This is a genomic window from Bifidobacterium sp. KRGSERBCFTRI, assembly GCF_025908335.1.
The window spans coordinates 2,549,682-2,573,084 of the sequence record NZ_CP109653.1 but is presented as its reverse complement, the minus strand read 5'-3'; the positions used below and the strand labels follow the sequence as shown (position 1 = coordinate 2,573,084).

23 protein-coding genes are annotated in these 23,403 nt (G+C 60.3%); 15 read left to right on the top strand and 8 right to left on the bottom strand.

Annotation, left to right across the window (positions count from 1 at the left end):
- Window positions 1-43: 43 nt before the first annotated feature.
- Both OGI63_RS11155 and OGI63_RS11150 read left to right on the top strand, forming a co-directional pair.
- Window positions 44-634 carry a sigma-70 family RNA polymerase sigma factor gene (locus OGI63_RS11155; RefSeq protein WP_011743430.1) on the top strand — a complete coding sequence of 197 codons (591 nt, stop codon included), beginning with the start codon at window positions 44-46 and terminating at the stop codon, window positions 632-634.
- Window positions 631-882: a hypothetical protein gene (locus OGI63_RS11150; RefSeq protein WP_003810716.1), complete on the top strand. Its 252-nt coding sequence runs from the start codon at window positions 631-633 to the stop codon at window positions 880-882. The genes OGI63_RS11155 and OGI63_RS11150 overlap by 4 nt, the downstream gene beginning before the upstream one ends.
- 156 nt (window positions 883-1,038) lie before the next feature.
- On the opposite strand, the gene OGI63_RS14285 is transcribed toward OGI63_RS11150, so the two are convergent.
- Together OGI63_RS14285 and OGI63_RS11145 are read right to left on the bottom strand one after the other, a co-directional pair.
- The gene (locus OGI63_RS14285) at window positions 1,039-1,113 is read right to left on the bottom strand and encodes a 50S ribosomal protein bL37 (RefSeq protein WP_003817083.1); all 75 of its coding nucleotides are present in this window, start codon (window positions 1,111-1,113) and stop codon (window positions 1,039-1,041) included.
- 115 nt (window positions 1,114-1,228) lie between these two features.
- On the bottom strand, window positions 1,229-2,179 hold the full coding sequence (locus tag OGI63_RS11145; RefSeq protein ID WP_003810714.1) for an aldose 1-epimerase family protein: 951 nt from the start codon (window positions 2,177-2,179) through the stop codon (window positions 1,229-1,231).
- Window positions 2,180-2,365: 186 nt separating this feature from the next.
- Between OGI63_RS11145 and OGI63_RS11140 the strand changes: the two genes are divergently transcribed.
- A complete protein-coding gene (locus OGI63_RS11140; protein WP_041777356.1) occupies window positions 2,366-3,370 on the top strand; it encodes a 4-hydroxy-3-methylbut-2-enyl diphosphate reductase in 1,005 nt (334 codons plus the stop codon).
- Between the two features lie 92 nt (window positions 3,371-3,462).
- On the opposite strand, the gene ybaK is transcribed toward OGI63_RS11140, so the two are convergent.
- The 3 genes from ybaK to OGI63_RS11125 form a co-directional block, all read right to left on the bottom strand.
- A complete protein-coding gene (gene ybaK / locus OGI63_RS11135; RefSeq protein ID WP_033499760.1) occupies window positions 3,463-3,969 on the bottom strand; it encodes a Cys-tRNA(Pro) deacylase in 507 nt (168 codons plus the stop codon).
- 127 nt (window positions 3,970-4,096) lie between these two features.
- Window positions 4,097-5,152, bottom strand: coding sequence for a type I glyceraldehyde-3-phosphate dehydrogenase (gene gap, locus OGI63_RS11130; RefSeq protein ID WP_003810708.1), 1,056 nt, complete (start codon window positions 5,150-5,152; stop codon window positions 4,097-4,099).
- A gap of 171 nt (window positions 5,153-5,323) precedes the next feature.
- A complete protein-coding gene (locus OGI63_RS11125) occupies window positions 5,324-6,070 on the bottom strand; it encodes a thiamine diphosphokinase (protein ID WP_011743428.1) in 747 nt (248 codons plus the stop codon).
- Between the two features lie 188 nt (window positions 6,071-6,258).
- Between OGI63_RS11125 and asnB the strand changes: the two genes are divergently transcribed.
- From asnB to OGI63_RS11065, 12 genes are all read left to right on the top strand, one after another.
- Window positions 6,259-8,145, top strand: a complete 1,887-nt coding sequence (gene asnB, locus OGI63_RS11120; protein WP_011743427.1) for an asparagine synthase (glutamine-hydrolyzing) — start codon at window positions 6,259-6,261, stop codon at window positions 8,143-8,145.
- 288 nt (window positions 8,146-8,433) lie between these two features.
- Entirely contained in the window at window positions 8,434-9,132 is a 699-nt protein-coding gene (infC, locus tag OGI63_RS11115) for a translation initiation factor IF-3 (RefSeq protein WP_035010673.1), read from the top strand.
- 18 nt (window positions 9,133-9,150) lie between these two features.
- On the top strand, window positions 9,151-9,345 hold the full coding sequence (rpmI, locus tag OGI63_RS11110; RefSeq protein WP_003810699.1) for a 50S ribosomal protein L35: 195 nt from the start codon (window positions 9,151-9,153) through the stop codon (window positions 9,343-9,345).
- A gap of 52 nt (window positions 9,346-9,397) precedes the next feature.
- Window positions 9,398-9,781: a 50S ribosomal protein L20 gene (gene rplT / locus OGI63_RS11105; RefSeq protein WP_003810697.1), complete on the top strand. Its 384-nt coding sequence runs from the start codon at window positions 9,398-9,400 to the stop codon at window positions 9,779-9,781.
- A 245-nt stretch (window positions 9,782-10,026) separates the two neighbouring features.
- Entirely contained in the window at window positions 10,027-10,980 is a 954-nt protein-coding gene (gene xerD, locus OGI63_RS11100) for a site-specific tyrosine recombinase XerD (RefSeq protein ID WP_003810696.1), read from the top strand.
- Window positions 10,981-11,078: 98 nt separating this feature from the next.
- Window positions 11,079-11,918 (top strand): ParA family protein, encoded by an 840-nt coding sequence (locus tag OGI63_RS11095; protein ID WP_011743425.1) that lies wholly within the window; start codon window positions 11,079-11,081, stop codon window positions 11,916-11,918.
- A 127-nt stretch (window positions 11,919-12,045) separates the two neighbouring features.
- Complete coding sequence (locus OGI63_RS11090) at window positions 12,046-12,855, top strand: NUDIX hydrolase (protein WP_138296735.1); 810 nt, start codon at window positions 12,046-12,048, stop codon at window positions 12,853-12,855.
- Between the two features lie 67 nt (window positions 12,856-12,922).
- Window positions 12,923-14,278 carry an MFS transporter gene (locus OGI63_RS11085; protein ID WP_011743423.1) on the top strand — a complete coding sequence of 452 codons (1,356 nt, stop codon included), beginning with the start codon at window positions 12,923-12,925 and terminating at the stop codon, window positions 14,276-14,278.
- Window positions 14,279-14,469: 191 nt separating this feature from the next.
- Complete coding sequence (typA, locus tag OGI63_RS11080; RefSeq protein WP_003810688.1) at window positions 14,470-16,401, top strand: translational GTPase TypA; 1,932 nt, start codon at window positions 14,470-14,472, stop codon at window positions 16,399-16,401.
- A gap of 150 nt (window positions 16,402-16,551) precedes the next feature.
- Window positions 16,552-17,112: a hypothetical protein gene (locus tag OGI63_RS11075; RefSeq protein WP_011743422.1), complete on the top strand. Its 561-nt coding sequence runs from the start codon at window positions 16,552-16,554 to the stop codon at window positions 17,110-17,112.
- A gap of 69 nt (window positions 17,113-17,181) precedes the next feature.
- Entirely contained in the window at window positions 17,182-18,162 is a 981-nt protein-coding gene (locus OGI63_RS11070) for a prephenate dehydratase domain-containing protein (protein WP_264309071.1), read from the top strand.
- Window positions 18,066-19,196 (top strand): prephenate dehydrogenase, encoded by a 1,131-nt coding sequence (locus tag OGI63_RS11065; RefSeq protein WP_080505094.1) that lies wholly within the window; start codon window positions 18,066-18,068, stop codon window positions 19,194-19,196. Before OGI63_RS11070 ends, OGI63_RS11065 begins: the two co-directional genes overlap by 97 nt.
- 97 nt (window positions 19,197-19,293) lie before the next feature.
- Here the strand turns inward: OGI63_RS11065 and OGI63_RS11060 are convergent, their stop codons facing one another.
- Genes OGI63_RS11060 through OGI63_RS11050 form a run of 3 tightly spaced genes read right to left on the bottom strand, consistent with a single transcriptional unit; the run spans window position 19,294 to window position 23,274 of the window.
- Window positions 19,294-19,551, bottom strand: a complete 258-nt coding sequence (locus OGI63_RS11060) for a DUF6725 family protein (protein ID WP_021913854.1) — start codon at window positions 19,549-19,551, stop codon at window positions 19,294-19,296.
- 34 nt (window positions 19,552-19,585) lie between these two features.
- A complete protein-coding gene (locus OGI63_RS11055) occupies window positions 19,586-22,432 on the bottom strand; it encodes an ABC transporter permease (protein ID WP_011743419.1) in 2,847 nt (948 codons plus the stop codon).
- The gene (locus OGI63_RS11050; protein WP_011743418.1) at window positions 22,429-23,274 is read right to left on the bottom strand and encodes an ABC transporter ATP-binding protein; all 846 of its coding nucleotides are present in this window, start codon (window positions 23,272-23,274) and stop codon (window positions 22,429-22,431) included. The genes OGI63_RS11055 and OGI63_RS11050 overlap by 4 nt, the downstream gene beginning before the upstream one ends.
- Window positions 23,275-23,403: the final 129 nt, after the last annotated feature.

Sequence of the window (23,403 nt, the reverse complement as noted above, 5' to 3'; positions counted from 1 at the left end):
GTGACGTCGGGGAAGTTACAATGAGGGTGTGACTGAACAAGAAATGGAATCCATGGCGGGCCGGCGCGCGCGGTTTGAGAAGCTTGCCATGCCCGTTGTGGACTCGCTGTACCGGCAGGCGATGAAACTGACCAACAATCCCGACGACGCGCAGGATCTGGTGCAGGACACCTTCGAACGTGGATTCAAGGCGTTCGACTCCTTCAAAGAAGGAACGAATTTCGCGGCTTGGATGACCACCATCGAACGCAACGCCTATTTCAACCAGTACGCCAAAGCCAAGCGACGGCCGCAACGCGCCAACGATTCCACCGGCGAATACGACGACTGGGACCTGTATTCCGCGTCCGAACATTCCTCCGAACAGCTCAAATCCGCCGAACAGGAATACTTGGACGCCTACGCGCCGGAGGAGATCATGGCCGCTTTGAACCGGCTTTCCCCGGAACGCAGGCAGGTTTTCATCGACGCCGCGATCGACGGCAAATCATACAGCCAGGTAGCTGAGGAACAAGGCGTGAAAATCGGCACTGTGATGAGCCGGCTCAACCGCGCCCGCACACAGCTGAAACGTGAGCTTGCCAATTACGCCAAGGAACGTGGCTATGCCACTGCCGGGAAGGATCGACCATGAGCGAACCAATGGAACGGCACATCTCCATTACTTCGACCACCACCAACACGAACGGTGTGGTGACGCAGGTGACGCATGCCAGCGTGCATGTCGTGGCCTCCGGGGACTGCTTCGACCCGGAGACCTGTTGCGATGAACGCGAACGTGCGCTGATCGCAGCGATGCGCGCGTACCTGCGGCCGAAACACGCGCCGCAAAGCCTGATCGACAGGCTTGAGGCGACACTCGACCACTGTTGTGACGAGTAATTGGAAGGACGTGCGGCGTTTCATGCGCCAAGTGCCACGCTGATGTGACGCGAGGCGTGCCCGCCGCATCAGCGTCTGAATATGGGAAAACCCCGCGAACCGTAATGATTCCGCGGGGTTTTCCATGCTCTGTGACGCTATTCGCGCCGGCAGGGATCAGGCGTTCGGGCGCTTGCCGTGATTGGCGGCCTTCTTACGACGATCCTTGCGCTTACGTCCGCGCATGCCCATGATTGGACTCCTTTACTTGCGATTAATAAGCCTTCGGGATTATCGCACACGAGCGAGACGTTTGCCAAATTCGGCGTCCGCTGTGTGGCCGGGACTTATTCCGATGGTGATTATATCAGTCGAGCATCCCGATGAACAGCGCCGTGCTTGACGTCTCGCCCGGCTTGATGACGATGAGGTCCTTGCCGGTGTTGAACGCGTTCGCGTATGCCGTCTGCGGTTCCACCGCCACGCCGGCCGGATGCTTGATGGCCGGGAAACCGGTGCCGGTGCACACCTGGAACGAGGTGACGGTCTCGTCGCCGCCCACACGCACCTTCTTGCCGTCCGGACGGGTGAACACCGCGGTGACGGTGCCGTCTTCGGCATGCTCCAGATCCGTCCAAGCGTCGTCGAACGGCTGCTCGGTGAGCAGCGTGTCCTTACGCAGGTCGTACTTGGTGCCGTCCACCGGCTCGGTGCCGGTCGGAATGAGGTTCTCGTTGACGGTGACATGCGTGCGCCCCGGCACGGTCAGGCTGCACTTGGCGTTGTGGGCGTCGATCTCATCGCCGTATCCGTTGAAGCCGTTGGCGAGCCACGGGTGGATGGCCAAGGCCCACGGTGCGTCCGCATCGCCGTTGTTGTAGGCGCTGATGTTCAGATGCAGGCCATCGTCGGCGAGGCTGTACGTCGCGGTCACCACGATGTCGAACGGATATCCCTCCATGTTGGGGGCGCGCCAGCTGAGGGTCACGGCATCCTCTTTAAGGGAGACAAGCTTCCAGAACGCGCGCTTGCCGTAGCCGTGGATGGCGTTGTGGCGCTCATGCTCGTCGATCGGCAGCGTGTAGGTCTTGCCTTCGAAGGTGTATTCGCCATTCTCGATGCGGTTCGGGAACGGGATGAGCAGCTGGCCGTGGCAGCAGGTCACCATGTCATCCGGACCGGGGGAGACGATGATGTCCTCGCCCTGGTAGGTCAGTTTGCGCAGCGTCGCGCCCAACTCGGTGACGACGGCATGGTAATCGCCATGCGAAATGGAAAATTGCTGTCCGGTGCGTGGCGGCAGATTGGTGCAGGTCATAAATCACTCCATAGTGTTGTCGACTGTGTTTCCGCTACTATGTTACCGCTCACGATGTGGTGGTGGATGCGTTTGTCGTGTGGAAATTCTGCGGATGAAGACGGCCGATGTCGATTGACGGCGCCCGTGCCTTAATATTGGTGATTGCTGTTGTGATGGATGGATACGATTGGAAGGCGGCTTGACATGGGCAAACGCATCGTGCTGGCGGATCCGCGCGGATTCTGCGCCGGCGTGGATAGGGCGATTCTGACGGTGCGGACGATTCTCAAATCCGCCGATACGCCACGTGCCGACGGATTGCCGCCGGTGTATGTGCGCCGCCAGATCGTGCACAACAAGCATGTCGTCGAGGATTTGGCCGCGCAGGGCGCGGTGTTCGTGCAGGAATTGGCTGAGATCCCCGATGCCGCCGCCGAAGCCGGCATCCCAATCGTATTTTCCGCCCACGGCGTGTCTCCGGCGGTCAAAGCCGAGGCCACGGCGCGCGGCATGCATGTGGTCGATGCCACCTGCCCGCTGGTAAGCAAAGTGCATCGCGAGGTGCTGCGTTTTGTCAAGGAAGGTTACGAGATCATCTACATTGGGCATAAAGGCCACGATGAGGCCGTTGGCGTGGTGGAGGAATCGCCGGAACATGTGCATTTGATCGAGCATGCGTCCGACGTCGACTCGTTGGATTTCCAACCTGACACGAAATTGGTGCTGCTTACGCAGACCACGTTGAGCGTCGATGAGACCGCTGGCACGATCACCGCGCTCAAAGCTCGTTTCCCATGGCTTGAAATGCCGCCGAACTCCGATATCTGCTATGCCACGTCGAATCGTCAGGCGGCGGTCAAGCTCGTTGCCGAGCAAGCCGATTGCGTGGTGATTGTCGGCTCCGCGAATTCCTCGAATTCCGTGCGGTTGATGGAAGTCGCTCAGGAGGGACTTAGCGCGCGGTACGCCTCAAAAACGGCTGTTGGCGCCGCTGGTCGCGCCCATCGTGTTGATGATGCTTCGGAACTTGACCCCGCATGGTTTGAAGGTGTCGAATCCGTGGGTATTTCCTCGGGTGCCTCCGTGCCGGACGAGCTGGTTTCCGGCGTGGTCGCAGCGTTGCAAGAACTTGGCTACCAGGATGTGAGCACCATCGAAACCATCAAGGAGAACATGCATTTCGTGCTTCCTGCGGAACTGCGCAAATAGCGCGAACCTTTCGCTTACGCAAGTGGGCGGTCGGAACATCGTGTTGTTCCGACCACCCACTTATGTATTGGTGTGATGTATCGGCGTGTTTTTTACCAAGTGCCGATCGGCGCCGCTACCGCGTCGAGCACCTTGAGCAGATCGTTGGGATTGACGCCGACTGAGAAACCGCGTTTGCCGCCCGACAGCAGGATTTCGTCGTATTGCAGCGCGCTTTCGTCAAGCACCGTCTTGTGGTGTGTGCGCTGGCCAAGCGGGGAGATGCCGCCGACCACGTAGCCGGATTCGCGCATGGCGACCTTCGGATCGGCCATCGCCGCCTTCTTCGCGCCGACTGCCGCGGCCAGCGCCTTCAGATCCATATGTCCGCTGACCGGCACCACGCCGACCACGCGTTCGGAGCCGGTGTCCGCCATCAGCGTCTTGAACACCTGATGCTCGTCGAAACCGAGCTTGGTGGCGGCCTCAACCCCATAACCGTCATCCATGTGATCGTTCGAATGCGCGTATTCGTAGGTTTTGAACGGAACTCCGGCTTTTTCCAACTGCACGGTGGCCGGTGTGGAACCGGCGCCCTTCTCATGCTTTTTCTTTGCCATGCCGCCCATAATAAGCCTTCCACGTGTCCGTTGCGGCGTTTCGGATACGAAAAGGGGCTTCCGCCGAAGCGAAAGCCCCTTTGTTCTGAGGTTCAGAGACGAACCGTGCGGATTACTCCGCGCCGATTCACTCGGAGATCTCGGCGAAGTACAGCAGGGTACGCACCATGTTGCAGGTGAAGCCGTACTCGTTGTCGTACCAGGAGACGGTGCGAGCCATGGTCAGGCCGTCAACGGTGTTGACATCGGTCTGGGTCGGATCGAACACGCCACCGTGGGTGTCGCCGATGATGTCGGAGGACACGATGCCATCCTCGTTGTAGCCGTAGAAGTCGGTGTCGGAGAAGGCGGCCTTGAAGGCGGCGTTGATCTCATCGGCGGTGACTTCCTTGTTCAGGACGGTGGTCAGCTCGGTGACGGAGCCATCCGGAACCTGGATGCGCTGGGCGTGGCCCTGCAGCTTGCCGTTCACGGACGGAACGACCTTGCCGATGGCCTTGGCGGCGCCAGTGGAATGAGGAATGGTGTTGATGGCGGCGGCGCGGTTGTTGCGAGCCTTCGGGAAGCGCGGGCCGTCGAGAATCATCTGGGTGCCGGTGTAGGCGTGGATGGTGGTCATGAAGCCAGCCTTGATGCCCCAGTTCTCGTCCAGCAGCTTGACCATGGCGGCCATGGAGTTGGTGGTGCAGGAGCCGGCGGACACGATCACGTCGGAAGCCTTGAGGGTCTCGTGGTTCACGCCGAACACGATGGTCGGGGTGGTCTCGTCCTTGGCCGGAGCGGAGATCAGGACCTTCTTGGCGCCAGCGTTGATGTGGGCCTGGGACTTCTCAGCGGAGGTGTAGAAGCCGGTGCACTCGAGCACGAACTCAACGCCGTCGTTCTTGACCCACGGGATGTTGTTGGCATCCTTCTCGGCGTAGACCTTGTATTCCTTGCCGTCGACCACGATGGAGTCGTCGGTGGAGGTGACCTCGACCGGGGTGCCATCGTCATGACGGAAGGTGCCGTGGGTGCTGTCGTACTTCAGCAGGTAGGCCAGCATGGACGGGGTGGTCAGATCGTTGATTGCAGCGACCTCAATGTCACCGGCCTGGCCGCCACGAGCCTGCAGCTCGAAGATACGGCGGAAAGCCAGACGACCGATACGACCAAAGCCGTTAATACCAATCTTAACTGTCATGTAATTCTCCCTTTAGGGTAGGCCACGCGTGTGCCAGGCACACTGAAGCCATTGTTTACCAACACCGTCCACTGTAGTGCGTCACCTGTACTTAGGGCAACGTTCCGAGGCGCGTGTTCCAAAATGCAGTGCGATTTTCAGTGAACGCTCACATGCATGTCCCGCATGCGTTCAACGGCCGCTTGGCTCGACCAGCGCGGAGGATACGTCCGTGTCCAATGCACCGAGATCTCCGGAGAAGCCATGCCATCGCGCCACGTGCGGCAGGGGAGCCTCGATGGGGAACGTGACGATGAGCGTGCCATGCTCCACCGTGATGCGGGACGGCCTGCCGGCAAGGAACTCGTTGCTCAGTCCGTTGACGCGCGTGCTGCTCATGTCGGCGTGGTGCAGCTCGTATTTCAATCCCGTTTCGCTTACGCCGGTCGAGATATCGCTGTGGGAGAACACGGAGACCATGCGTCCCGCAACGGCGTCGTCCGCCGGGAAATCGAGCGCGCCGTCGCAGATCGCGGTGACGATCGATCCGTCGCCGTGCAGGTAGCCGGTCGCGCCACGGTCGGCCAGTAGCGCCATAAGCTGGATATTGGAAATCGTATGGTCGATTCGTCCGCCGAGCGCGCCGTATATGTGGAACGTGCGCGCGCCGCGCAGCCAGCCGATCTTCAAAGCCGACAGCAGGTCGGGATCGTCCTTTTCCGAAGGCAATGCGATGGTGCGGTCGTTTTGCGTGGGGCGGTCGCCGGTAATCGAATCGAAGTCGCCGACCACGAAATCGGCGTCGATGCCGAAGGCGCGGGCGTGGTCGAGGCCGCCGTCCGCGGCGACGACGAAGGCGTCATCCGGAATCGCAGGGGTCTCATCGTAATAATCGCCTGCGCCGAAGATCACGCAGGTGCGGGCATCGTGGAAATCCATACCCGGTAGTGTAGCCGTGACGGACGAAAGGAAAGAATCGTCATTTTCATGGCTATGCGGCATACCTAAAATGTCTGAAACCTGTGGAGATTGTCACGCATGAATCGGTTCGGAGGCGCGGCGGCGGTTTTTCGACATGCGGATGCTGGTACACTGACACCGAGTTTGTTTTGAAGGGATTGCAGATAATGTGCGGAATTGCTGGTTTCGTCAACGATATGCCCATTGACGTGAAATGCCCGGTCCTCCAACGTATGACCGACATGATCGCGCATCGCGGGCCGGACAGCGAAGGCCATTACATCGACGAGCATGCGGCGCTCGGCCATCGAAGGCTCAGCATCATCGACCTCGGCGGCGGCCAGCAGCCCATCTACAACGAGGATGGTTCGAAGGTCATCACCTTCAACGGCGAGATCTACAACTATCAGACGCTGCGTGAGGAATTGATCGCGGCCGGACACACCTTCACCACCAAAAGCGACACCGAGGTGCTGCTGCACGGCTATGAGCAGTGGGGTGTGGATTTGCTGCAGCGCGTACGTGGCATGTTCACTTTCGTGATCTGGGACAAGAACAAGCAGGAACTGTTCGGCGCGCGCGACCATTTCGGCATCAAGCCCTTCTACTATGCGAAGATGAACGGCACGTTCATGTACGCGTCGGAGATCAAGAGCCTGTTGCGCCACCCCGATTTCGTCAAGGAGCTCAACGCCGAGGCGTTGAAGCCGTATATGACCTTCCAGTATCCGGCGATCGGTGAGACCTTCTTCAAAGGCGTCTACAAGCTGCCGGAAGGGCACTATTTCACGTACCGGGATGGCAAGATGGACATCCACCGGTATTACGACGAGGATTTCCGCGAAGGCAAGCAGAAGCTGGGCGAGCTGGTGAACTCGATCGACCAGACGGTGTGCGATTCCGTCAAGGCGCACCAGATCGCCGATGTGGAGGTCGGCTCCTTCCTGTCGAGCGGTGTCGACTCCAGCTACGTCGCCGCCGTGGCGCGTCCGCAGCACACGTATTCGATCGGTTTTGGCAAAGGCACGTACAACGAATCGCAGCAGGCCGGCGAACTGGCGGAACTGCTCAAACTGAACAACACCGCCGAGTCGTTGACCGACGAGGAGGCGTTCGCCGCGTTCCCGCGCATCCAATGGCATCTCGACGAGCCGGACTCCAATCCGAGCTGCGTGCCGCTGTACTTCCTGTCCGCATTGGCCGCCAAAGACGTGAAGGTGGTGCTGAGCGGCGAAGGCGCCGACGAGTTGTTCGCCGGATACATCGACTACGGCGTGCACACCAAATTCAAGCCCATCAAGGTGGTGACTCGCTGGCTCACGCATCTGCCAGCCGGCGCGCGCAAGGCGATCGCCCGGTTCTGCAAGGGCAAGACCTTCCCGGGCGCATGGCATCTGTACGCCAATCTTGCGCCGGCCGAGGAAAGCTTCATCGGACAGGCACGTGTGTTTGAGGAATCGCAGTCCGAACAGCTGCTCAAGCCTGAATACCGCAAGGCGCCGAGCGTGCAAAGCATCGTCGACAAGACGTATGCGCGTGTGGAAGGCAAGGGTCTGAGCGAACTGAAGAAGAAGCAGTACCTTGACATGCATCAGTGGATGCCGGGTGACATTCTGCTCAAGGCCGACAAGATGACCATGGCGCATTCGCTGGAATTGCGTGTGCCGCTGCTCGACAAGGAGCTCATGGGCGTGGCCGAGCAGGTGCCGACCAAGTACCTCATCACCGACGAGAACACGAAATACGCGTTCCGCCAGGCGGCGGGACGTCATCTGCCCAAGGAATGGTACGACCGTGAGAAGCTTGGCTTCCCGGTGCCGATCAAGAAGTGGCTGCGTGAGGAGAAGTTCTACAAGTACGTCCGTTCCGTGTTCGAACGCGATTACGTCAGCCAGTTCTTCGACCAGGACGCGCTGCTGAAGATGATCGATGACAACTATGCCGGCAAAACCGACGATCGCCGCAAGATCTGGACCGTGTACTCGTTCCTGACGTGGTACGACGTCTACTTCGTGCACGACGGCGAGAAGCCAGACGTCATCGCCATCGCCTGACGGCGGATGCCGTCCGAATGGTGACGAACACCCCGGGACCGGTGCGACACGCGCTGGTCCCGGGGTGTGGTATTATCTACAAGGCTTGAGAAATCAAGAAAGCGGGATATCCCCACCTGGAAGCCTTTCAGGGCCTCGGGTTCAGGCAGATGCCTTCCACCGGTCGTCTCGGTGAGATATGTAAGCCGCTCTTACGGGTTTACGGCGCGTTGTGATGCGTTTTGGCATGCCTTGAACAATCGAGACTTTGGAAAACTGCCAATCAAAGGATGTTCCGTTGCATGGAATATGAGGATTGGAGTCATCATCAGCGACGAACCACGCATTAACGACGAGATTCGCGTCTCCCAGGTGCGTCTGATCGGCCCGAACGGCGAGCAGGTGGGAGTCATCGCGACTTCCGTCGCACTGAACCTGGCAAAGGAAGCGAACCTCGATCTCGTCGAGGTGGCGCCCAACGCGAAGCCTCCGGTCGCCAAGCTCATCGATTACGGCAAGTACAAGTACAACGAGAAGATCAAGGCTCGTGAGGCGCGCCGCAACCAGAGCACCGCGGAAATCAAGGAAATTCGCTTCCGTCTGAAGATCGACGACCATGACTTCGAGGTCAAGAAGGGCCATGTTGTGCGCTTCCTGAACGGCGGAGACAAGGTCAAGGTCACCATTATGCTGCGCGGTCGCGAGCAGTCCCGACCGATCGGCGGCGTCGAGCTGTTGCAGCGTCTCGCCAGCGAAGTGGAGGAATACGGCACTGTCGAATTCGCTCCGAAGCAGGAAGGCCGCAACATCATCATGACGCTTGCGCCGAAGGGCAAGAAGGTCCATACCCAGTCCGAGCAGCGTCGTCGTGGCGATCAGTCCCGTGCCGAGCGCCAGGCTCGTCAGGCGGCTCGTCTGGCGGCCAAGCAGGAGGCCCAGGCAGCGGCCGCAGCCGCAGCCAAGGCAGCCGTGGCATCCGACAAACCGAAGACTTCCGAAACGAAGTAACAAACAAGGAGGGCAGCAATGCCGAAGATGAAAACTAATTCCGCCGCTTCCAAGCGCGTCCGCGTGACCGGTTCCGGCAAGCTGATGCACGCCGGCTCCGCAATGCGCCACAACCTCGAGCACAAGTCCGCTCGTAAGCGCCGTGAGCTGAAGGCCGACGGTGTTCTGGCCACTTCCCAGAGCAAGAACATGAAGAAGCTGCTCGGTCGCTGAGCATAGCGAGAGCTTAGAAACAAAGACTTAATAGAAAGCTGAGGAATCAAATATGGCACGTGTCAAGCGCGCAGTAAACGCCCACAAGAAGCGTCGCGTCGTTCTCGAGAGGGCTTCCGGCTACCGCGGCCAGCGCTCCCGCCTGTACCGTAAGGCCAAGGAGCAGCTGCTGCACTCCTTTACCTACAACTTCCGCGACCGCAAGGCTCGCAAGGGCGACTTCCGCAAGCTGTGGATCCAGCGCATCAACGCTGCCGTCCGCGCCGAAGGCATCACCTACAACCGCTTCATCCAGGGCCTGCACCTTGCCGGCATCGAGCTGGATCGTCGCGCTCTCGCCGAGCTGGCCGTCTCCGATCCGGAGGCTTTCAAGGCCATCGTCGAGCAGGCCAAGGCCGCTCTTCCGGCTGACGTGAACGCTCCGAAGGAAGCCTGAGTTTCCCCGACGGTTCACCTGTGAACTTCAGAACCCCCGATCCGGCAAACGGACGGGGGTTCTTGCGTATCGCGTTCCCCATACCGGATACTTTGAATAGACTTTCCGGAATGTTGATTTCCATCCAATGACGGCTTCCACTTGGAACGAACGTCCTTGGAATCCTCCATGCGGGCAACGCGTTCCGTACGGGAGCGTGACGGAACGGACACGACAAATGATGACGATGCAAACGGAGGACCACGATGACGGATATCGAACGCTTGATTGATCAGTTCCTCGCGTACATCGACGTGGAACGAGGACTTGCGAAAGCCACGGTGCGCGCATATGACTCGGACCTGCGCAAATACAACGGCTGGCTTGCGACGCAAGGCATTCAAGACCTTAATGCAGTGACCACGCAGGACGTGGAACGATACATCGCCTTTCTTGACGATTCCGGAGAATCCGCGCGCAGCAAGGCACGAAGACTGGCCAGCATCCATGCATTCCATCGCTTCGCACTGAACGAACATGTGGTGTCCAATGACGTTGCGGCACAGGTCAAGGCTCCCAAAGGCGCGACGACGCTGCCTGACGTGCTCACTGTGGACGAGGTGGCCAGTTTGCTGGACGCGATCCCCGTCTCGCAGAATCGGCCTCAATCCGAAGGCATGGCGGACATGCCCGATGATCCCGCGATGCTGCGCGACAAGGCGTTGCTGGAATTCATGTACGCCACCGGAGCCCGCGTGTCGGAAGCGTGCGGCGCGAATCTTGACGATGTCGACTTGGAATCGAACGTTGCGAGATTGATGGGCAAAGGCTCCAAACAACGTCTGGTGCCGGTCGGCAGTTACGCATGTGAGGCGATCGCAAGATACCTCAAAAACGGACGGCCGCAGCTCGAGTCGAAGGCGAAAGGGCCCACCGAACGACGCGCGTTGTTCCTCAACAAGCGCGGCAAACGACTGTCAAGGCAATCGGTGTGGGAGATCATCCGTGCGGCCGGGGAACGCGCGCATATCGACAAGCCCCTGCATCCGCACACATTGCGCCATTCCTTCGCCACGCATCTGATCCAAGGCGGGGCCGACGTGCGCACCGTGCAGGAACTGCTGGGTCACGCGAGCGTCACCACCACGCAGATCTACACGCATGTAAGCCCGGAGAACCTCATCGAGACATATCTGACCTCGCATCCAAGGGCAAGATAGCATGAGATGCATGTGTTGCTGCCGTTTCTGACGGCGATGATGGGCTAGCATGGAAACAGTGGAATTTTTGACACGAGGATGTTGGTAAGGTAAACGGTATGCCTACGGATTTGCTTGGACGTGATTATGAGACGTTTCCCGCACCGGAGCCGCTGCAGACGCACGGTCCGGCAAGGGTCATCGCCATGTGCAACCAGAAGGGTGGCGTCGGCAAGACCACCAGTTCCATCAATATCGGCGGCGCGCTAAGCCAATACGGCAGGCGCGTGCTGATCGTCGACTTCGATCCGCAAGGCGCCGCCACGGTGGGTCTCGGCATCAACGCCAACGCGGTGGAGGATACCGTGTACACGGCGTTGTTCAATCCGCGCATGGACGTGCACAGCGTGATTCACCACACCGATTTCGAGAATCTCGACATTATGCCGGCCAACATCGATCTGTCCGCCGCCGAAGTGCAACTGGTCACCGAAGTGGGACGTGAGCAGGTGCTTGCCGGTGTGCTGCGCCAGGTCAAGGACGAGTACGACGTGATCATCATCGACTGCCAGCCATCGTTGGGCCTGCTGACGGTGAACGCGTTGACCGCGGCCGACGGTGTGATCATTCCGGTCGCTGCCGAATTCTTCGCGCTGCGTGGCGTGGCGCTGCTCATGCAATCCATCGAGAAGGTGCAGTCGCGCATCAATCCGAGCCTTGAAGTGTATGGCGTGCTGGTCACCATGTACACCCGTACCCTGCATTGCGAGGAGGTGTTGCAGCGTATCTACGAGGCGTTCCAAGGCAAGGTGTTCCATTCCGTGATTTCGCGTTCCATCAAGCTGCCGGATTCCACGGTGGCGGCCGCGCCGATCACCATCTACGCGCCGAACCACAAGACGGCGAAGGAATACCGTGAAGTGGCCCGCGAGCTGATCGCCAACGACATCGTGGCCTGAACTTTGCAAGAGCCCCGTTGGGGGCTCTTGGTGTTTATGAGCGACTCGACACACTTATAGTCATGTTGACTATAAGTGTTAGACTCCTTTCCTGTAAGCAATTCGAAGTATTGGAAGAGGCCATCAATTGATCATGGGCAATGTCTCGGAACGGCGCAAGCAGCCTCCGCAGGTCGGCGTATCCGTGGTGATTCTGGCTTTGGGACCGGTTCCGCAGTCAGATGTGGGCGCTGGTGCCGCTTCGTCCGGCATGGGCTCCACCCTGTGGATGCCGCTGGTCAAACGCGTCCGTCAGCCTTTTTTGGGGCAATGGGCGTTGCCGGGAGGCGGTCTGAGGGCCGACCATTCATTGGAACAGTCGGCGTATGCCGCACTGGAATCGACGACGTCGCTGCATCCGAAATATCTTGAGCAGCTTTACACGTTCGGCGATCCGGCACGTTCGCATGGCGGTCTGCCGATGGTGTCCATCGTGTACTGGGCCCTGGTGGGCGAGGCCGATGGACGAATCGACTTCGCCGGAGGGGACAACGTCAAGTGGTTCCCCGTCAACCATCTTCCGGAACTTGCGTTCGACCATCGCACCATCGTCGAATACGCCATGAACCGGCTTCGCGGCAAAATCGAATCGCCTGACATCGCCACTCGATTGGTGGGCGAGCGATTCACGTTGAGCCAACTGCATGACGTGTACGAGGCGATTGCCGGACAGCGTATCGATTTGGCGAATTTCCGCCGTAAAATGCTTGCTTCCGGACTGTTGGAAGACACCGGTGAGAAACTGCGGATCGGCCGTAACAGGCCGGCGGCGGTCTACCGGTACAGCCGGAAGCCGGGAACGGATTTGTGGACCGAAGCCGGAACGGCATCCGAATCGGACGACACTCGAATTGCTTTCCAGGATGACGACGCGTTATCCGCATTGATGACGGCGTGATCGCCTGCCATCGTCGGGCTTGAACGAGCTCACGACACAATAGGAAAACAATGATAAAGGGGTGTTGATGTCCGCATCGCAACAAACTGTTGGGGGAGAGGTCTCGCTGACTCGCAACGAGCGTCTTGACCGACTGCCGTTCAACAAGGCGCACAGGAAGCTGTTGGTGGCTTCGGGTATTGGATGGGCGTTCGACGCGATGGACGTTGGTCTGGTGTCGTTCGTCGTGGCCGCCATCGCGGCCGACCCGCATTTCAATCTGACGCCGACCGAGAAAAGCTGGGTGCTGTCCATCGGTTTCGTCGGAATGGCGATCGGCGCCGCGCTTGGCGGCTTCGTGGCCGACCGCGTTGGCCGCAAGACGGTCTTCTCCGCGACGCTGGTGATTTTCGGTCTGGCCAATGGCGGTATGGCGTTGTCATGGTCGCTGGCGGCTCTGCTGATCGCTCGACTGGTCATCGGCCTCGGCCTGGGCGCCGAGCTGCCGGTCGCCTCCACATTGGTCTCGGAATTCTCTCCGACCAAACAACGCGGCCGTATGACGGTGCTGCTGGAATCCTTCTGGGCAATCGGCTGGATCATCGCCGCCTGCATCGGCTATTTCGTCATTCCTAACACCGGCGATTGGGGATGGCGCTGGGCGCTGCTCATCGGAGCATTGCCGCTGCTGTACGCCATCGTGACGCGCATTCATATCCCTGAGTCCGTGCGATTCCTCGAATCCAAGGGACGTGAGGATGAGGCCGAGCAGGCCGTGCGCTACTTCGAACAGGCCGGAGGCGTCGAACCGGTCGCATCCCCGAAGGGCGAGCCGCTGCCGAAGATCAAAACCCGCGAGCTGTTCGGCAAGAAGTATCTTGCGCGCACCGCAGCCATCTGGGCCACATGGTTCTTCGTGAACTTCTCCTACTACGGCGCGTTCACGTGGATGCCGTCTCTGCTGGCCGACCAGTTCGGCTCGCTGACCAAGTCGTTCGGCTACACGCTCGCCATCGCCATCGCACAGCTGCCCGGCTACTTCCTCGCGGCATGGCTGGTGGAGATCTGGGGCCGCAGGAAGACCCTGAGCGTGTTCCTCGCCGTGTCCGCCGTGGCCGCGTTCGCCTTCTCCCAAGCCGGTTCCGTGGCCGCTGTGCTGGGCTTCGGCATGCTGCTGTCCGCGTCCAACCTTGGCGCTTGGGGCGTGTTGTACGCGGTGACTCCGGAAATCTATCCGACGCGTCTGCGCGGCGCCGCCTCCGGTGCAGCCGCGGCTTGCGGTCGTGTGGCCGCGATCATCGCGCCGCTGCTGATGCCATGGTTCCTGACCTTGTCCGGTGGCAACAAGGCCGTGGCATTCATCGTTTTCGCCGTGGCGTTCATTCTCGCCTGCGTGGCGGCCCTGTGCCTGCCTGAACGCACTGGCAAGGAGCTTGAGGATTAAGGTCCGCGCGTCTCTTCGCGCGATTGACGGCGGGCCTGTCGGCATGATCTGACAGGTCCGCCGTTTTCCATGTGTCGTAATGCTTCGCTAGAATTGGCTCGGTTTGTGTGTAAGTACGGATTTTTAAGTACCGATAGCATGTACGTACCGAACGTTTACGTAAGAGAACAGCAACACTAAGAGAGGTTTCGATGGCGGTTCGCGGCGATATCCGAAATGTAGCGATTGTGGCACACGTCGATCACGGTAAGACCACCCTGGTCAACGCGATGCTGGCCCAGTCCCACGTGTTCAACGAGCGTGAGGAAGTCCCGGACCGTGTGATGGATTCCAACGATCTGGAACGCGAGAAGGGCATCACCATCCTCGCCAAGAACACCGCGGTGCAGTACACCGGCCCGCTGGCCGCCAAGTACGGCCATCCGGAAGGCATCACCCTCAACATCATCGATACCCCTGGCCACGCCGATTTCGGTGGCGAGGTGGAGCGCGGCATCTCCATGGTCGATGGCGTCGTGCTGCTCGTCGACGCTTCCGAAGGCCCGCTGCCGCAGACCCGTTTCGTGCTGCGCAAGGCCCTCGAAGCCAAGCTTCCGGTCATCCTGTGCGTGAACAAGACCGATCGTCCGGACGCCCGAATCTCCGAAGTCGTCGGTGAATCCTCCGACCTGCTGCTCGGCCTGGCCCAGGACGTCATCGAGGAAGGCATCGACCTCGATGAGGATTCCCTCTTCGACCTTCCGGTCATCTACTGCGCCGCCAAGGCCGGTTACGCTTCCGAAAACCAGCCGGAAAACGGCGGTCTGCCGGACAACGACAACCTCGAGCCGCTGTTCGAGGCCATCATCAAGAACATTCCGGCTCCGGAATACGAGGAGGGCGCTCCGCTGCAGGCCCACGTCGCCAACATCGATTCCTCCGACTTCCTCGGCCGACTCGGTCTGGTCCGTATCTACAACGGCACCCTTGAGAAGGGCAAGACCTACGGCCTGTCCCGTGTGGACGGCTCCATCGAGAACTTCCGCGTGTCCGAGCTGCTGCGTACGCAGGGCCTGGAGCGCACCCCGGTCGAATCCGCAGGTCCTGGCGACATCGTCGCCGTCGCCGGCGTGAACGACATCATGATCGGCGAGACCATCGTCGACCCGGACGATCCGCGTCCGCTGCCGCTCATCCACGTTGACGACCCGGCCATCTCCATGACCTTCGGCATCAACGATTCCCCGCTTGCCGGCACCGAAGGCAAGGACCACAAGCTCACCGCCCGCATGATCAAGGACCGCCTCGACCGCGAGCTCATCGGCAACGTGTCCATCAAGGTGCTGCCGACCGACCGTCCGGATGCCTGGGAAGTGCAGGGCCGTGGCGAACTCGCACTGGCCGTGCTTGCCGAGCAGATGCGCCGTGAAGGCTTCGAACTGACCGTCGGCCGTCCGCAGGTGGTCACCAAGACCATCGACGGCGTGGTCAACGAGCCGATGGAAAACACCACCATCGACGTGCCGGAAGAGTACATGGGCGCCGTCACCCAGCTGCTCGCCGACCGCAAGGGCCGCATGGACAACATGACCAACCACGGCACCGGCTGGGTCCGTCTGCAGTTCACTGTGCCGTCCCGTGGTCTGATCGGCTTCCGCACCGCGCTGCTGTCCGCCACCCGCGGCACCGGCATCGCCTCCTCCATCTCCGCTGGCTACGCTCCGTGGGCCGGCCAGATCGTGACCCGCCAGAACGGCTCCATGGTCTGCGACCGTCAGGGCGTCGCCACCCCATACGCCATGCAGCGTCTGCAGGCACGCGGCAACTTCTTCGTCGAGCCGCAGTCCCCGGTGTACGAGGGCCAGGTCGTCGGCATCAACAACAAGCCGGACGAGCTGGATGTGAACATCACGCTGGCCAAGCACATGACCAACATGCGTTCCGCCACCGCGGACGTGCTGGAAACCCTGACCCCGCCGATCAAGATGAGCCTCGAAGAGTCCCTGGACTTCGCCAACGAGGACGAGTGCGTGGAAGTCACTCCGGAGTCCATCCGCGTGCGCAAGATCATTCTGAGCCGTGAGGATTGGTACAAGTGGCGCGCCAAGCAGCGTCGCCAGAACAACGCTCAGAATAACAAGTGATTCTTCGCATTGTTTTGGCGCTTCGCGGGAACGGTAGTGTGTTCCGCTAGTGAGCTAAACGCTTAAGAAAGGCAAGAGATGTCGGCGGTTTTCCGCGTATCTCTTGCCTTTCTTGCTGTTTTGTAAGGAACGTAGGGCATAGTGGAGGACATGACGCAACGCACGCAGGAAACACAGCCGGAACCGCAATCGCAATCACAGGACGGCATCGACCGCAGGCTGCTGCCGTGGTCGCATCGTCTACCGGTATGGGCGCGGTTTTTGGTTGACCTGCTCGCCGGTGCCGTCGTCGGCGTGATCGGCACGATGGCGCACCGCATGGGCGCGTCGGCGAATATTCCCTACGGTCTTGTGATCGCATATGCTCTGGTCATCATCTCGACATGGTCGGCGCGTTCACGTGATGGCGTGTCGGGCCTCGCATTGCATCTGATCAGTTCATCACTGGTGGTCTGGACCGTCATGGCCGGTTACGGTCCGGGCGGGGACGCCATGATTCCCGTCGGATTCGGCGAGACGGCGACGTTGCCGTATTTCAGCAACAACGCCGGCTATTTCTGGCTATACGGCGTGGTGCTGATTCCATTGATCATGCTGGCGCTGCCCAAGAGCTGGTTCACGATGCCGCCGCGCACTGAGGATGACTCCACGGAATATGACCAGAACGAATCGTCTGAACCGGACCATGACACCGCCCAACCGGTGGACTAGACCCCTCCACAGCCTCGCGAATGCGCTAAGGTGCTTAGGATGACCCGCAACAAGGAGGCACAGGCGGCAATGAGCGCACGCAAGCTGTTCTATCTGGGGCCACAAGGCACCTTCACCCATCAGGCGGCCGTCAATGCCGCCCAAGAGTTGGCACGGTTCGAACCGCAAGGCTTCGACCTGATGCCCATGGACGATGTGCCGCAGATTCTCGACGCCGCACAGCACGGCGACGGCTGGGGAATCGTGGCCTGGGAGAACAACGTCGAAGGGTACGTGGTGCCCAACCTCGACGCGCTGATCGACGCGAAGGACCTTGTCGGATTCGCACGCGTCGGTGTGAACGTCGAATTCGACGCATACGTGGCGCAAGGAGCCGATCCAGCCGAAGCGCGCATCGCCACAGCCCATCCGCACGGTCTCGCGCAATGCAAACGATTCATCGCCGAACATCGGCTCTCCACACAGCCGGCCACATCCAACGCGGCGGCCTGCCGGGACCTTATCCCAGGTGAAATCGCCTTCGGTCCCGCCATCTGCGGCGAACTGTACGACATCACCCGCATCGGCACCGCCATCCAGGACTACCAAGGAGCCGCCACCGACTTCCTCGTGCTCTCGCCACGCGCCGAAGTCGCACGGCTGCTCGCCAAACCACGCGCCGAAGCTAACGTCGAATACGAATCGGTATTGACGCTCATCCCGCTCGTCACCGGCCCAGGCGTGCTCGCCAACCTGCTCGACGTGTTCCGTGACGCGGGACTGAACATGACCAGCTTCATCTCACGGCCCATCAAAGGACGCACCGGCACATACAGCTTCATCGTCACCCTCGACGCCGCCCCTTGGAAGGAACGTTTCCGCGACGCGCTTGTGGAAATCGCAGAACATGGCGACTGGGCCAAAACACTCGCCGTCTACCCGCGGAGGGAACACCCCAACCCGCCCGTCACCTCATGGATGCTGCCGCAAGGCGGCGTACGACTCGACGACAGCCACCTGCCGGACGATTGGCAGAACGACGAAACCGTCAGAAGGGAGCTGATGTGGTGAAGCCACGCATCGCAATCGTAGGACTCGGCCTCATCGGAGGATCACTGGCACGCCGACTCGTCAACGCCGGCTGCGAAGTGACCGCATGGAACCACAACGACCGCCCCTACGCCACCGCCGAAGCCGACGGCATCATCTGCAAACCCACCTTGGCGGCACTCGCCGAAACCAAACCGAACGTGCTCGTACTGTGCAACCCGCTCAAGGCCATGCCCGAAATCCTCGGCGCATTGAAACCATTGATCGACACGGAAACAACCACGCTCACCGACGTGGGCAGCGTCAAAGGCATGGTCCGCGACCAAGTCAAAGCCATTGGTCTTGACGGCTGCTACGTCGGAGCACACCCGATGGCCGGCAACGAACTGTCCGGCTGGGAGGCATCCGACCCGACACTCTATGACGACGCGCTCTGGGCCATCACCGTCGACGAACACACCGAATACCGCCGGTTCCGCGCCGTGGCCGACATGATCGTGAACCGTTGCGGCAACCGGCTCATCGTACTTGACGACGCCACCCATGACCGTTGCGCCGCGCTCATCTCACATATGCCTCACGTCATCGCCACCGCCATGATCAACGAGCTGGTGGCCAACCCGAACCGCAACATCGCGGCCGCGCTCGCAGCCGGGTCCTGGCGTGACATGACGCGCGTGGCGCTGACCGATCCGAACCGCACACGTGCCATGGTGGAGGAGGACGCGGCCAACGTGGAGACCTTGCTACGCAACATGGCCAACCGATTGACGTTGGTGGCCAACGTGCTGCATGACATGGCCGATACCGGCGTGCGCCCTACGGAAGGCGACGTGAAGCAAATGGACCGTTTCTTCGCCCAAGGCCAACCGTTCCGCGACTACAAGGCCGCCAGCAGGCAGCCGGAGTACGCCGAACATTGCGCGACGGTCGAACTGTCGATTCCCGAAAACGATTGGCAGCGCACGCTGCTGGAATCCGCCCGCAGAGGCGAGCATATCGTGCGATTCGACGGCGAGCGTACCGCGATCGCGCAGGCGCGTTCCGTGGTCTGACGACTGACGCCATCGCTATGCAAAAGCGCCGCAATCGCAGAAAATCAGTGCGATTGCGGCGCTCTTGTCTTTGCGCGCGGTAGGGGGAGGTATGCGACTACGGACGTGGCCGAGTCATGGAACGTTCCGGCACCGGCTTGATCGTCACGATTTCGTCGGCGGGAATCGTGACACGCTGCTCGGGACGTGAGCCGTTCGCCGCCGCATCGCGCGTCATCTCCAGTTTCTGACCGTCCCACGAACGCACGTGGCCTACGTAATCGCGGAACTTCATACGATGATCGGTAGGATCGACGCCTTCCAAGGTGCGCACCACGATGCGCGCTCCTACTGGAATCTCATTGGGAATAGGCATTGCTGCCTCCTTTCGATGTTCCGCTCCAACTGTCTCACTCGCTCGCCACGGCGTCAAGGACCGGCTGCTTCAACGCGCGGGAGGCGGGGGAGATGCTGGACACCAGACCGACCACAATCGATAGCAGCAGGAACACGAGCAGCTGCAACCACGGAATCGCCAGCGTCTCCAAACCTTCGGACGCGTAGACCGCACGAATCACCACTCCCGCGGCGACGCCGACGATCAAACCCAACACCGTGCCGAACACGGAGATGATCGCCGCTTCGATGCCAAGCATGCCACGCACCTGGCCACGTGACGTGCCGATGACACGGAGCAGACCAATCTCCTTGGTGCGTTCCGACACGCTCAACGCCAGCGTGTTCACGATGCCGAAAATGGCGATGATGATGGACAAAGCCAGCAACGCGTACAGGACCATGAGCATCTGATCGATCATCGAGCTCATCGTGGACTTGTACTCGTCACGATCGAACACGACGATTGTATAGTATTTCTTGATTGTTTTCTTCAGGGCCTTCTTGACTTGGGCCGTGTCGGCGCCCCGCTTGTCCGTGACGAACGCCTGCATGACGAACATGGTCTGCTTGTTGCCGATTTGCTCGGCCAAATCGTCGTTGACGATCGCGAAATCGCGGTATACGGAATTCGACACGATCGCGCCGATGGTCAGCGTCTTTCCGGTGGTGACCTTCTTCGTCTTGACCAGCGTTTTCGGATCGACGTTCTTGGCGTCGTTCGTGTACTGTTCGATTTCCGAAGCCTTGGCCTGCGCTCCTGTCAAGTCGCCGGATGCGGCCAATTGCTGGGCCTGCGACTGCAATTCCTGCACATGCGCCTGCACCTTGGCCTGGTAATCGGCCTGCGCCTTGGCTGTGGCCTCCTTGTCTACCACGATGTTCTCGGCCGTGGCCTTGACCTTCTGACCCACATGCCATCCACGATCGTCGGCAATGGTCTTGCCGACGAGCAGCTTGCCATCCTTCAACGCGGCAGCGGCATCACCTTCGGTGGTTTCGGCGGCGAAGATCTTGGTGAACAGTTCCGGCTGTGTGGCGAACGTGAACCCGTTGATGGCTTTGCCGTCATATTTCACACCAAGCACCACACGGTTCGACACCACATGATTCACGCCATCGACCTTTTTGATGTCTTTGATGGCCTGGTCGGGAATCTGCCCGGCCGAAGCCGAAGATACGGCGAAATCGGCTTTGAGCCCGGTATCCACCAGCGAATTGACCGAAGCCTTCGCCGACGTGGCCACCACGCCCAGACAGCTGACAATCGCCACTCCCACGAACAGGGCGGCTGCGGTGTTGGACGTGCGACGTTTCGAACGAGAAATGTTACGTTGCGCGAGACGCCCGGTCACGGTGAAGACCTTCGATGGCAGCCAGCCGAGCACCGCGCCCGCGGTGGACACGTATGCCGGTCCCGCCACAATCACGCCGATCACGGCCAGCGCCGCGCCAATACCGAGCGGCCAGCCGACAGCGATACTGTTGAGCGCCTTCCACGGCGTCGGACCGCCGTCACCATCCGCGGCGGCCAAAGCGTAGGTGAAGCCCCAGCTCAGGAAGCCCAACAGCACCATGACGGTGCCGAGGATGCCACGTGCGAGGACAGACTTTTCCGGATTGACGGTTTCGTTCATCGCCTGAATCGGCGGGGCAAGCGCCGCATTTCGCGCCGGCAGGGCCGCACCGATCAACGTCACCACAATGCCGACCACAAGGCCGACGAGCATGTCGGAAACGGTCGGATTGGTGGCGCCGGTCAATGGCATACCCATATTCGCCAAACCGGATGCGATGAGTTTGACCATGCCCCAGCCGAGCCCGATGCCTGCGAGCGAACCTACCAGGCCCAGCAACAGAGCTTGCACGATCACCGTGGAGAACACTTGCAGGGGAGAAGCGCCGATGGAACGCAGCAGCGCATAGCCGCGCATCGACTCGCGCACGATCATGGAGAACGTGTTGGCGATGATGAACGAGCCGACAAACAATGCGATCACCGCGAAAATCAGAATAAGCGGTTGGATGAAGCCGAGCGCGTCCTGCGTGGATTTGGTTGATTCGTCACGGTATTCATCACCGGTGATGGCATGTGCCTTCGCCGATCTCGGCAGCGCCTTGTTGATACGGTCCGCCAGCTGCTGCTGCGCGTTGTCGTCAAGCGGCGTGGTCTTATTGCCGTAGACGCTGATCAACGCAGTCTTGTCCGGATCGTCCGATTGCTTGTTCGCCTGTTCCTTGGCCGTCGCGGGATCGATGGCGATGATGATGGCGCCTGCCTGGCTGGCATCGGTGGTGAAGATGCCGCTGACGGTCACCTTATGAGCGCCGTCCGGATAGACGATTTTCGTCTTATCGCCGACCTTCAGACCCGACTGTTCGGCGGCGAAGGAATGAAGGGCGATCTCATCGCCGTTCTTCGGCCACGTGCCGGTCGTGAACTTGGCGGACCGCCACGGCGACGACTTGCCCATGCCTATGGCGAGCGTCGGAGACCCCATGGTGGTCACCGCATCGCCATGCTTGTCGAGCAGCACTACGCCGGACAGCATGTGCACGACGCGTGCCGAGGAAACACCGTCGACCTTGGCTATCGTACCCGCCAGATCGACGTCGACATCGTTGTAGTTTTTCGTCGATCCCATCGACATCGCCGACGAATCTTTTTTCTTCTCCTGCGAACCGCGCACGTACACGTCATGGTCCGCATTGGTGGACATCATCTGTGAAACCTGGTTGTTGAGCATTTCGCGGAAACAGAACGAGCCGACCACGAAACTCACGCCGAGCGCGATGGCCACGATCGACATGATGAAACGGCCGAAATGGCTGCGCGCGTCGCGCAATCCTATGCGAATCATGCCTGCGAGTCCTCCGTCACGGTCGGAACGGCGGTGGAGGCGGCGTACTTGGAAACATCGTCGATGTCGTCGTCGCCGGCGAACACCTCAAGAATCTCGTTGTACGTCGGATGCTGCATGTCGCGGGTGATGTTGCCGTCGGCGAGCACCAGCACACGGTCCGCGAAGGAGGCCGCACGCGGATCGTGGGTGACCATGACGATCGACTGGCCGTAGTCGCGTACCGAATCGCGCAGGAAGCCAAGCACTTCACGGCTGGAACGCGAGTCGAGGTTGCCGGTCGGCTCGTCGGCGAAGATCACGGACGGTCGTGCCATGATGGCGCGGGCGCAGGCCACACGCTGCTGCTGGCCGCCGGACAGCTGGCTTGGACGGTGCGTGAGCCGCTTCTCCAGACCGACCACCTTGACCACTTGGTTGAACCAGTCGCGGTCGATCGGACGTTTCGCTATCTGCAATGGCAGCAGGATGTTCTCCTCGGCGGACAGCGTCGGCACCAGATTGAACGACTGGAAAATGAACCCGATCTGTTCGCGGCGCAGATCCGTCAGCTGCTTCTGGTTCATGGAGGAGACCTCGAGGCCCTCCACCATCACCTTGCCGGACGAAGGGGCGTCGAGTCCGGCCATGCAATGCATGAGCGTGGACTTGCCGGAACCGGAAGGGCCCATGATGGCGGTCATTTCACCGCGCTTGAATTCCACATTCACATGATCCAACGCCATCACTTCGTTGTCTTTTGAGCCGTAGACCTTGGTCAGGTCGATGGCGCGGGCCACAATCCCATCATCGGGGTTTTCGGCTGTCGGATGCTGTACGTCATGAATGGAATGACGAGTCATAATACCGCCTGTTCGTAGGATGCCTAATCGTCATCAGTCTATCGGTATGGGGACATAATGGAATCGTGCCATCGCGTGAGATGACATTCGATCGCGTTGCGGAATGGCATTTATACGGTGTCTGCGTGG